We start from the raw sequence: 11,926 nt of genomic DNA on the forward strand, positions 1-11,926 counted from the left end.
TCATTTTACCAACCAATTTTCTACACATCGTCTGATTCACCAGTATCACATTTGTATGACTGAGCTAGATTATCTCCATCCCAAGACTCTAGAATGACGTCAAATCCCCAAAGCCGCTTAAAGTGTTTGATAACTTCGATCGTATCATCATTTAACGGCCGTCCATTATCCATTGTATGTCGCAATATCAAGCTTCTATCACCGTACAGCTCTACTCTCTGAACCTGAATATTGGGTTCGCGATAACTTAAATTATACTGCTGCGCTAACCGCTCACGAAGAGCCTTATAACCTGAGTCGTTATGTATTTCCTTGATTTCAACATACGGGTCTAGAACGTCATTTTCTATCCCAAAGAAGCGGAAATCGCGCATTACTTTAGGTGATAAAAATTGTAAAATGAAACTCTCATCTTTAAAGTTGCGCATCGCAAAATCCAAGACTTCTCCCCAAGGCTTGTCAACGACACTTGGAAACCAGTAACGGTCTTCCTCTGTTGGTTCCTCACACATACGTTTTAAATCAGTGTATATGGCGAACCCTAACGCATAGGGGTTAATGCCAGAGTAATATGGCGAATCAAAGCTAGGCTGCGCGACAACATTGGTATGTGATTGAAGGAACTCAAGAATAAACCCTTCTTTAACCTTACCTCGGTTATACAGCTCATTCATAAGCGTGTAATGCCAAAAGGAAGCCCAACCTTCATTCATCACTTGTGTCTGGCGTTGAGGGTAGAAATACTGCGCCATTTTACGAACAATACGGATCAACTCCCTCTGCCAAGGTTTCAGTAATGGGGCGTTTTTCTCCAGAAAATAAAGCAAGTTCTCTTGCGGCTCACTAGGAAATACCCGTTCCCTCAGAGCTTTTTCTTCACTCTTGTCCGACATGGGTATCGTACGCCACAAATCATTGACCTGTTGCTGCAACACTTGCTCGCGTTCATCTTGTCGCGCTCTTTCTTCCGCCAGCGATATCGGCACCGGGCGTTTATAACGATCAACTCCAAAGTTCATCAATGCATGGCACGAATCCAACGTCAATTCGACTTCTTCAATGCCATACTTCTCTTCACAATCAAGAATATATTTTTTAGCAAACACTAAGTAATCAATGATTGCCGTTGCATCGGTCCATGTTTTAAAGAGGTAGTTTCCTTTAAAAAAGGAATTATGCCCGTAGCAGGCATGCGCAATGACTAATGCCTGCATCATCATATTATTCTCTTCCATTAAATACGCGATACAGGGTGAGGAGTTGATCACAATTTCGTAAGCAAGTCCCATCCGACCGCGCTTATAGTTCTGCTCAACTTCTAAGAATTGTTTGCCATAAGACCAATGATGGTAACCCAAAGGCATCCCAACTGAGGCGTAGGCATCCATCATTTGCTCGGAGCTAATAATTTCAATTTGATTAGGATACGTATCCAGCCCAAACTCTGCGGCAATGGCTCCAATCTCTCGGTCATACTGTTCAATGAGCTCAAATGTCCAATCAGGGCCTTGAGACAGTTTTTCAGTCTTATCTGCTGTTTGACTCATTTGGCCTCCTTTGAAATAAATCACGGAACACGGGATAGATGTCTCCGATTTCAACAATATGACGCATAGCAAAACTCTTCGGGTGAGTAGATTGTATCTGCTCATATATACGCCACAGACTTTGATGCTCTCGTTGAGTTATTTCGATATAGGTAAAGTGCTGAACTATATCGATAATATCGTCCTCCAAAACTTGTTTACAGACCCTAGAATCGTCGTCCCAGTTATCCCCATCCGAAGCTTGCGCAGCATAGATATTCCATTGATCTGGTGGATAACGATCTTTGACAATTTTGTCCATGAGCTTTAATGCACTCGAAACAATGGTACCGCCTGTTTCTCGAGAGTAGAAAAATTCTTCTTCGCTGACTTCTTTGGCACTGGTGTGATGTCGAATGAACACAACATCAATTTTTTCGTAGTTACGATTTAGAAATAGATACAACAAAATAAAGAAACGCTTAGCGACATTCTTGGTTTCTTGCGTCATAGATCCGGAAACATCCATAATGCAAAACATTACTGCCTTACTACTAGGTCGTGGCTCCTTAACGTGATGGTTGTAACGTAGGTCGTAAGTATCCAAAAAAGGCGTGCGCTCTATTTTTTGCTTCAATAGCGTAATTTGTTCATCTAACCAAGCTATACGGGCAAGTTCTTCTGGTGCCTCACCATGATCTAAAAGCGCTTCGCGCTCAGCCTCAGCTTCTGCAAGCTTTTTCCGTGCTCCGCTACTCATCACTCGCCTACGAGCATAGGCATTACGCATCGATCGAACGACATTAAGTTTAGATGGGGTACCCTCTGAGACGATCCCCGCATGCTTCATGTTAAATTCTTTGATTTCTTTGAGGTTTTTGCGCACTAGATTTGGCAGAGCAAGATCCTCGAACACGAAATCTAAAAACTCTTCTTGAGATATCTGAAAGACAAAGTCATCTTCACCTTCGCCTTGATGTGATGCGTCACCATTTCCAGCCCCTTTACCTTGCCCACCCTCTGGTTTGGGAATACGATCACCAGGAGAAAACTCTTTATTTCCAGGGTGCACAATGGATCCCTTGCCGCCAGACCCATGACCAAAGGTTGGCTCATGGATATCACGTTTCGGTATGGTTATTTGCTCTCCTCGATCTAAGTCTTTGATACTGCGCTCGTTTACTGCTTCTTCTACCGCTTTACGGATATGTTCGCGGTAACGTCTTAAAAAACGCTGACGGTTTACACTACTTTTGTGCTTCCCATTAAGGCGGCGATCAATAATGTAAGACATACTTGCACCTCCTATCTCGACCGTTTTTAGGCAACATCTAACAACTACCTATTGGGATTTGCGCACACGTAGGTACCATTCTGAAAGCAAACGAACCTGTTTCTCTGTGTAGCCACGTTCAACCATTCGCTTCACAAATTCATTGTGCTTACGCTGGTCTTCGCTTGAAGATTTTGCACTGAACGAAATCACAGGTAATAGATCCTCTGTGTTAGAGAACATCTTACGCTCAATAACAACGCGCAATTTTTCATAACTCAACCAGCTAGGGTTCTGGCCTGCATTATTTGCTCGCGCACGCAGTACAAAGTTCACCACTTCGTTACGGAAATCTTTAGGGTTGCTAATGCCTGCCGGCTTCTCAATCTTCTCTAACTCGTCATTAATCGCAGATCGATCCAAAATATCCCCTGTCTCTGGATCGCGGTACTCTTGATCTTGAATCCAGAAATCAGCATAAGTGACATAACGATCGAAAATGTTTTGCCCATATTCAGAATAGGACTCTAGGTAGGCGGTCTGAATTTCTTTGCCGATAAACTCAATGTATCGTGGTGCAATAAACTCTTTCAGTGCACGTAAATATCGGTCATGACGTTCTTGATCGAATTGCTCTTGCTCAATTTGTTGCTCTAATACGTACATCAAGTGCACTGGGTTTGCTGCAACTTCAGTTGGGTCAAAGTTAAACACTCGAGACAAAATTTTGAATGCAAAGCGAGTCGACAATCCGTCCATCCCTTCATTGACACCAGCAGCATCTTTGTACTCTTGCAATGACTTGGCTTTTGGGTCGACATCTTTCAATGATTCGCCATCGTAAATACGCATCTTTGAAAAAACACTCGAGTTCTCAGGCTCTTTAATGCGAGATAGCACCGTAAACTGAGCCAACATTTTTAGGGTATCTGGGGCACACGGAGCATGATTAAGCGAAGAATGTTCGAGTAGTTTTTTATAGATACTCATTTCCTCTGTTACGCGAAGGCAGTACGGCACTTTCACGGTGTAGACTCGATCTATAAATGCTTCGTTGGTCTTATTATTTTTAAACGCCTGCCACTCAGATTCGTTTGAGTGCGCTAAAATGATGCCATCAAACGGAATACTACCTAGCCCTTCGGTACCATTAAAATTCCCTTCCTGAGTGGCTGTTAGCAATGGGTGCAACACCTTAATCGGTGCTTTAAACATCTCCACAAACTCCATGATGCCGCGATTACCGCGACACAAGCCGCCGGAATAGCTGTAAGCGTCCGCATCGTTCTGTTCAAAAAACTCTAGCTTTCGAATATCGACTTTACCCACTAACGCAGAAATGTCTTGGTTGTTTTCATCACCTGGTTCTGTTTTAGATATGGCAATTTGCTTAATAGCAGAGGGATACACTTTCACAACACGAAACTGCTGAATGTCACCGCCAAATTCCTTCAGACGCTTAGACGCCCAAGGCGACATGACGCTCTTCAAGTAGCGTTTTGGAATGCCGTATTCTTCTTGAAGAATGTCACCGTCTTCATTGACATCAAACAACGACAGCGGTGATTCAAACACGGGCGACCCTTTGATCGCGTAAAAAGGTACAGATTGCATTAGCTCTTTGAGCTTCTCGGCGAGGGAGGACTTACCGCCCCCCACAGGCCCTAGGAGATAAAGAACCTGCTTGGACTCCTCTAAACCTTGAGCCGCATGCGTAAGAAACGAAACAATACGCTCTATTGCCTCCTCCATTCCGTAAAAATGCTCAAACGACGGATATCGCTTGATCACCTTATTTGAAAAGATACGGCTACTACGTGAATCTTTCGACGTGTCCACCACAATTGGCTCTCCAATTGCAGTCAATAGTCGCTCAGGCGCCGAAGCATAGGCAGTAGGATTGGACTTACACAGAGTCAAATACTCGTCGAGTGACATTTCTTCTTCTTGTTGCGCATCAAAACGAGACTGGACATGATCAAAAATACTCATCGCGGCATCCCCTTATTTCGTATATGGGCTCGTGCACATCGCAACGGTTACCCAAAAAATCTAACTGGGCTCTTAGGTAAAAAGAGCACTAGAAAATCAGCGAAGATACGTTAGGTTTAGCATAGTCTGACGACTACTCAAGGAAGAAATACGAGGTTTTACAATTATAATTTCCCCTTAAAACAAAGTGATATGATTTTAAGTAACTGAAAACTAAGCATTTCAAAACACAGTTAAAGAGATTAAGGAATTTATAAGACGCGTCTAGCTAACAAACCTTCACACACCTTAGTACTTTCGCTACAAAAAATACGTCGATCCTGAGATTAACTTCCCTAAACTGGGCAATTTGTAGTAATTTAACGAAATAATTATTGCAGCATTTCTTCAAACCAACACTCAGACTGGAATGCTATTTGCAAATGAATCAGGATAAAATCGTTTTAGAAGCGATTTGAGATGAATCGACATCTGACCGTTACAATCATTTTGTAAGATCATCCCCAATCATCACAATTAAGGTGGCTTAATGGATTTATCAAACTATGTAAGCGATTTCCCTTTTCTTCAGGACGCTTCCGACAACATCATTCAAGCCCTTGCAGAGCAAGCAGACTTAACGACACTCTCGGCGGGAGAGATGCTCGCAAGACAATTTGAAGTTGGGCACAATTTGTACTTTGTCTTATCAGGTGAGATATCGATTTCGATCCCTCTTCAGGACTCTGGAAAATCCTATCATGTGGGCTTAATTAACCAAAAATACGCGCCGATTGGGTGGTCTGCGTTTCGACATCCATCACGCTATGCAACAAGCTTTCAAGCAACCAAATCGACCCAACTTATCTATTGGCCAATTCATAAGCTGCAAAAATTATTAGATGCCGAAACAGAGTTTGCTCAAGCATTTCTCTCTTTTGTGTACAAACAATCACTTCCTGTACTGACAAACATTCAGAACTTAACGCGACCTTTTTTCGCCAATGAATCGCTTGCTTTCGAAGAGACACGTCCACTAATCAACCCTGAGAAGCAAACACAGACGTTAAAGGAATCTATCGCTCTACTTGCGAACACGGCGTTTTGCGAAAGCTTTTCACAATCAGAAATTCACGCCATCGCGAAGCATGCAACCATTATTTTGGCGCATCAAGGGGACATCTTGTCTCAACAAGATCAGCCCGAAGACGGGCTTTATATCTTAATCAAAGGCAAAGCCATCGTAAGCTATCAAACCGAAGCAGGGGATATTTTGACCACGCGCACGATCGCTCGCGAAGGCACCATTCTCGCTTGGTGTACCTCTGATGCGGATCAGCGCAATCGCGCAACCATCATATCTTCTCGTGATAGCACGGTATTGTTCATCAAGCGAGAAGACCTCCTTGCGGTTTTCGAACAAATGCCAAAGCTCGCGATCAAATACTGGTATCGCCTCATATGGCTAATCGGCACGCATCTTGTTTCCGCTCGCATGCGGTACCTTTCTCAAATTGCAGGAGATGAAGTGCTTGCGGTAAATAGCATGATAGAACAAAGCGCTGCGGTACTGCCCGTCAGCTCTCCGTTGTATAAAGTAGGAAATTTGCTTAAGCATGCGGTAACCACCGACGAAGCATTTGGCGTGCTTTACAGATGCCTGCATTTTGGTCAGCGCATAGAGCGAACGGTCGCCGGTATGAGCTTAGACATCCTTAAAGATTTACAGCGGGAAAATGCCTTCTACCGCAAGCTCGCTTCAATTTACGATAACGTAAACACTGCACCAGAAGAACTCAGTACAATGGATGTACGTAGACTAGGAACTGAACAATTTAAACAGGCTTTCCAACAGGTTCCGTATATAATAAAGGGCATGGAGAACTTACCAAAGAAACAAGGTAGCCTCTTCATCTATAACCATTTACTGGGCTCTCACAGTACTCAGCTACCAAACGGCTTCCGCTACTCCCTCGACGCCCAATTTATCAGTTCAATGATCATTTCACAGCAGTACGGCGTTGCCGCGCAACGTGTTGTTCGACGAAGCAAACAACACGAATATTGGCGTGACGCGTATTATGAGCGCTTTGGTAATATTTTTGTTGATAGCTGGGGAACGCTAACTCAGGGGACTGCCAGTTATGATGAGTTTATTCATAAAAGCCAAGCGACGCTGCGTAGCGACACACCACTGATCGTCTCACCCGAAGGCAAAAGCTTCCCCACAAATGAATCGCCTGGCGAACTACTACCTTATGTTTTTGAACTCGCAGGATCCTTTGACGCCAGTGAAGAACCTTGGATTGTGCCAATCGCGGTTGCTAATTTCGATAAGCGGGCTGATCACAACATCTACAGTGTCGTGATTAAACCTGCGTTTCGCTTGTCTGAACGTGTCGATATCAATGATAAAGACGCATTATGTACTTTCTTAAAAACATACCAAGAAGAATTTCGTGCTGCGGTAGAAGAAGCAGAGCAACTTGCTATTGAAGTTAAAAAGTACCCTGTTCTAAGTGGTCAAAAAGGGTGCATATCAAACGTATTGAGTGTCAACCAAATTGATATAGAATTTGAGTCAGATGTACGTGAGCTTGAATATCGACTTGCCCATCGATCCTACCAACAACCACCTGTTGCTTTTTATGGTAGTTCTACCATCAAACAATGGGAGAATTTCGATGGCATATTTGGTAAGCACAACGCTGTAAACCTTGGTTTTAGTGGTGCTACGATTGAGGCATGCGTCTATTATTTTGAACGCATCGTACTACCGCACAAACCCCGCGCGATTGTGCTTTATGCAGGTGATAATGATATCGGTAACCAGCATAGCAGCAATAAAGTCATCGCAATGTACGTGGATTTACTCGAAAAAATTGATCATCACCTTCCGGGCACCACCGTAGTGCTACTTGGTATCAAACAAAGTCCAACTCGACTGCATATGAAAGAAACGCTAGCCGACGCGAACAATATGCTGGAGCAACTTGCACATACACGACCTAATACTCAATTTGTTGATATGAACAGTTTATTGTTAAATGACGATGGGAGCGTGAATGAAAAGCTGTTTGCGCAAGATCGACTTCATTTAAATACCAAAGGTTATGAAAAATGGAGCGATGCTTTGATAGATAGCGCCACCTGCATTTTTAATCCATAGTATGGACGGCAGCTCGCCGGACTATTTTTAAGAATCGGTAATGCTCACAACTTATGACAAGTTTCTCTTGCCTATGTTGTGGGCAAATTCCTGTCAAACTTTAGCGGATCTGCACCAAGATAAATCTCTGCTATTTCCGCCGCGGATTTTGGCCTAGAAAAGTAGTACCCTTGCAAGTACTGACAACCAAATGAACGCAATAGATCCCATTGCTCCATCGTCTCAACCCCCTCTGCAACGACGTCCATGGACATACTGGTAGCTAAGGCAATGATGGCACGAGCCACATCTCGGTCGTAATCGTCTGCCGTTATTCCATCAATGAAACTTCGATCAATTTTGAGCGTATTCGCATTTAACTTTTTCAAATATCCCAACGATGTGTAGCCAGAACCGAAGTCGTCGACCGAAGCCTTAACCCCAAGCGCTAGCAAGCAGTTCAAAACCTCTGTCGCACGATCTGGATTCGCCATAATAGCCGTTTCGGTCAGTTCGACATCAATACAATGAGGCAAAAATGGGTATCGTTGAAATAACTCTTCGAAAATTGTAACCAACTCCATACGCGTGATGTGAGACGCCGATATGTTTACCGACACCGTCATCAATGGTAACCCCATTTCTTTCCAGATTTTTTGCTGGTACGCAACAGCATTAATGACCCAACGGTCCAACTCAAGGATAATGTTCGACTCTTCGGCAATAGAAATGAAACTATCCGGATAAATCAGTCCATGGCGGGGGTGATTCCACCGCACCAACGCTTCTAACCCTGTCACCTGACCTGTTTCAGCATCGATTTTTGGCTGGTAATGCATGAGCAACTGGTTGCCATCGATTGCATCTCTTAATTCCGACTCTATGCGCATTCGCTCTGGGGTAGAGTCCTTCAAGAAAGAGCGTTGCCAGAAAACAAAGCATCCTTTGCCTGACTTCTTTGCCTCATACAAAGAAATATCTGCGTAGCGCATTGCCGTCACGAGATCATCAGCATCATCGGGCAAACTGACTATTCCCATACTAGCGCCAATGTATACTTTATTTGTTAACACCAGAAACATCTTCGTTAACGCTGTGATGATATTTTCACCGATAGCTATTTTTTCATCTTTCGACAGCACACCACTGACTAAAACGACAAACTCATCTCCCCCTTGGCGAGCAACAAGGTCCGCGTTTGGTACCGTTTCTTTAAGTCGATCACCTACTAGACACAATAATCGATCACCAGCGTGATGGCCTAAAGAGTCGTTAACGAATTTGAAACGATCCAGATCAAGATAAAACAATGTGGTGGGGTGCTGCTTAAGCGTTTTCGAAGAAAGCCTTTGACTTAGAAACTGTTCAAATTGGAATCGATTTGGCAACGAAGTTTGAGCATCAAAATAGGCCATCTGATGTAACTGCTCTTGTGCCAGCTTAGACTCGGTAATGTCATTAAAGATGGCAATAAAGTTGGTTATCTTACCTTGAGCATCACGCAGGGCTTCAAGCGACAGCCAAAGAGTTTTGTCCTGCATCACTGAATTAGTAAAGTAAACTTCGCCAGCCCAATGGCCGTGCTCGATAACATACCGCCAGATATCATGAATAGACATATCATGGGTCCAAGCTGTACTCAGACGCCCATCAATTTGATCTGCAAAAACGTCCATATCTAAGGCAAAAATTTCGCCAGCGACCTCGTTAAAGTCAAGGATATTACGCTGGCGATCCATCAATACATTGCCCTGCATTGATGATTGAAAAAAGTGAGACGATACTTTCACTAAGTGCTCCGATGTTCTCAGATCAGAAATATCCTGAATAACACCGAAGATCTGTTCGACTTCGCCATGAACCCCAACCGCTATCCCACCTCGCAAGATAACGTAATAATCTCTACCTTCAATGAGCAATTGAAGCTCTGCACTAATCGGAGCACCACTTTGTCGACAGTTAGCAAACTTTTTTCGTAATTTTTGACGCTGTTCACCTGATGCCCAGAACATCACACTTTCGAAAGCACAGACATTAAGCTCGTTAGGGATCCCTAAAAGACTGATCAATTCATTTGAAAAATGAAAGTGATTGCTTTCTAAATCTAGCGACCATTCACCCATCTTAGCTAACTCATGGGCACTTCGAAGCTCATTTTGTATCACTTCAATAGAACGCTTAGTTCGCTTCTCTTCGGTAATGTCCATGACCGTCCAAAGTCGGCCGATTAGCGTATCTTTGCGAATTCGGGGACGCACGTCATAGCGAATCCAACGCCCATCTTTGAGTAGCAACTCACCATCAAATGCAGAGAGATGAACATGGCTTTGGTTGAGAAAATTAAGAAAATTTTGAGGCTGTTCAAGATGCTGGCTCAGTACATTAAAAAAACCTGATATGGACATTTCGCCGCCATAAGATTCAGGTAATTGCCAAATAGAGCCAAATACTTGGTTGTATATTAGATTATTATTTTCAAAATCAACCAGCAGTAATCCTTCAGCTGCAGAGAAAAACGTTTCTTCAAATAATTCAAAATGAGAAATGGCGAAACCATCACGCTCTTGAATTACATCAGACGCTAGATCGACGGAACGCTCAAGTAGAAGTATCTCATCATCTTTTTCTTCAATGAGCGCCGTTAATTCCTCAGCGAACTCCGATACTTTTTTCGGCCTATCCTGCTCCGGAAAGTGCTTTTGGAGCAGCTCTTCTACTTTCTTGTGCATAGCGCCCTCAAACAGCTGACTGAACCTGAGTACGACAATCGTCAGGGACGAATATGCTAATTAAATTTGTAAAGAAATTCTAATATTATTCGAAGTATTTCTGGTTTTATTTATTGACTCAATAATAAAAAAGCGTCAGCATTATCCAATCAATAATCAAGACTTTTAGAGAATTATGTCCCTAGTGATTTTTTCATTAAAACGTAACGGCGATAAACGTAAGCTGAAAAAGCTTTGCGGCGCTGGCGTGTGGATGTAATTAACTCAAGAATTCCCCGGCAGCATGTTCGCTGACGGGTACCCGCTCAGACTTTCATGCTGCTAATAATAAATAAGAGGTAGCAGTATGTTTCACGGCGCGATCACAGCACTTATCACACCCTTTCAAAACAACCAGTTAGACGAAGATGCCCTGCGTCGTATTGTTCGTTGGCAGGTAGATTCTGGTATCGATGGTCTTATCCCGGTAGGCACAACTGGTGAAACACCGACATTAAGCGCTAAAGAACACAAACGCGTCATTGAAATTACAGTAGAAGAAACCAATAGAGCTGTACCTGTTATTGCCGGCGCAGGCTCCAACAACCCGATCGAGGCGGTCGGATATTCTCGCTACGCATCGGAAGCTGGGGCTGATGCAACACTACATGTAGCAGGGTACTATAATCGACCTAATCAGCGCGGCATTTATGAACACTTTAAATATGTACACGACAATACAGATTTGCCAATCGTTGTTTACAATATTCCTCCACGAGCAGTCGTAGGCGTCGATGTTTCCACCTTAGCGGAGCTGGCAAAACTACCAAGGATTGTGGGTGTTAAAGACGCAACAGGCGACTTAACACGCCCCATTCGCGAGCGAGCACTTATAAACAAACCTTTCTGTTATCTAAGTGGTGATGATGTAACGAGTGTTGCTTATAATGTGGGCGGCGGCAATGGTTGCATATCTGTGTCAGCAAACATTGCACCGAAACAAATCGTTGAGCTTCATCGCCTCTGCCGTGAAGGTAAATTTGCAGAAGCAATGGCATTGCAGGATCGATTGTTTGCGCTGCATGCTGCGTTATTTATTGAACCGAACCCTACTGGAGCAAAATACGCCATGTCGCTACTTGGGCTCTGTTCCGAAGAATGCCGTCTACCAATGATGCCACTAGAGGATAATACCAAAGCAGCGATACGTTCTGCGATGGAAGCACTAGAGCTGCTTTAACCTACATCATTATTAGACGAAAATGGCAGTCTAAAGACTGCCATTTTTTGTGTATTTCAC

Annotated in this window: 6 protein-coding genes; 2 read left to right on the plus strand and 4 right to left on the minus strand. The window is 43.5% G+C overall.

The features are described 5' to 3' along the window. Positions 1-20: 20 nt before the first annotated feature. From DN730_RS12085 to DN730_RS12095, 3 genes are read right to left on the minus strand one after another with little or no spacing between them, the layout of a single operon-like run. Positions 21-1,547, minus strand: coding sequence for a SpoVR family protein (locus tag DN730_RS12085; protein WP_115468400.1), 1,527 nt, complete (start codon positions 1,545-1,547; stop codon positions 21-23). After that, on the minus strand, positions 1,528-2,820 hold the full coding sequence (locus DN730_RS12090; protein WP_115468401.1) for a YeaH/YhbH family protein: 1,293 nt from the start codon (positions 2,818-2,820) through the stop codon (positions 1,528-1,530). Before DN730_RS12090 ends, DN730_RS12085 begins: the two co-directional genes overlap by 20 nt. 48 nt (positions 2,821-2,868) lie before the next feature. After that, positions 2,869-4,791 carry a PrkA family serine protein kinase gene (locus tag DN730_RS12095; protein ID WP_115468402.1) on the minus strand — a complete coding sequence of 641 codons (1,923 nt, stop codon included), beginning with the start codon at positions 4,789-4,791 and terminating at the stop codon, positions 2,869-2,871. A gap of 529 nt (positions 4,792-5,320) precedes the next feature. Between DN730_RS12095 and DN730_RS12100 the strand changes: the two genes are divergently transcribed. Then, on the plus strand, positions 5,321-7,939 hold the full coding sequence (locus DN730_RS12100; RefSeq protein WP_115468403.1) for a cyclic nucleotide-binding domain-containing protein: 2,619 nt from the start codon (positions 5,321-5,323) through the stop codon (positions 7,937-7,939). Between the two features lie 71 nt (positions 7,940-8,010). Here DN730_RS12100 and DN730_RS12105 read toward each other — a convergent pair whose 3' ends face one another. Then, the gene (locus DN730_RS12105; protein ID WP_115468404.1) at positions 8,011-10,647 is read right to left on the minus strand and encodes a sensor domain-containing protein; all 2,637 of its coding nucleotides are present in this window, start codon (positions 10,645-10,647) and stop codon (positions 8,011-8,013) included. A gap of 346 nt (positions 10,648-10,993) precedes the next feature. On the opposite strand from DN730_RS12105, the gene dapA reads away from it, so the two are divergent. Beyond that, positions 10,994-11,866, plus strand: a complete 873-nt coding sequence (gene dapA, locus DN730_RS12110) for a 4-hydroxy-tetrahydrodipicolinate synthase (RefSeq protein WP_115468405.1) — start codon at positions 10,994-10,996, stop codon at positions 11,864-11,866. Positions 11,867-11,926: the final 60 nt, after the last annotated feature.

It is taken from the genome of Marinomonas piezotolerans (genome assembly GCF_003362755.1).
GTDB classification, from domain to species: Bacteria; Pseudomonadota; Gammaproteobacteria; order Pseudomonadales; family Marinomonadaceae; genus Marinomonas; species Marinomonas piezotolerans.

Excerpts from the sequence above, each read along its gene's own strand:
- DN730_RS12085 (WP_115468400.1), bottom strand. The coding sequence starts at position 1,547 with ATGAGTCAAACAGCAGATAAGACTGAAAAACTGTCTCAAGGCCCTGAT.
- DN730_RS12090 (WP_115468401.1), bottom strand. The coding sequence starts at position 2,820 with ATGTCTTACATTATTGATCGCCGCCTTAATGGGAAGCACAAAAGTAGT.
- DN730_RS12095 (WP_115468402.1), bottom strand. The coding sequence starts at position 4,791 with ATGAGTATTTTTGATCATGTCCAGTCTCGTTTTGATGCGCAACAAGAA.
- DN730_RS12100 (WP_115468403.1), top strand. The coding sequence starts at position 5,321 with ATGGATTTATCAAACTATGTAAGCGATTTCCCTTTTCTTCAGGACGCT.
- DN730_RS12105 (WP_115468404.1), bottom strand. The coding sequence starts at position 10,647 with ATGCACAAGAAAGTAGAAGAGCTGCTCCAAAAGCACTTTCCGGAGCAG.
- dapA (WP_115468405.1), top strand. The coding sequence starts at position 10,994 with ATGTTTCACGGCGCGATCACAGCACTTATCACACCCTTTCAAAACAAC.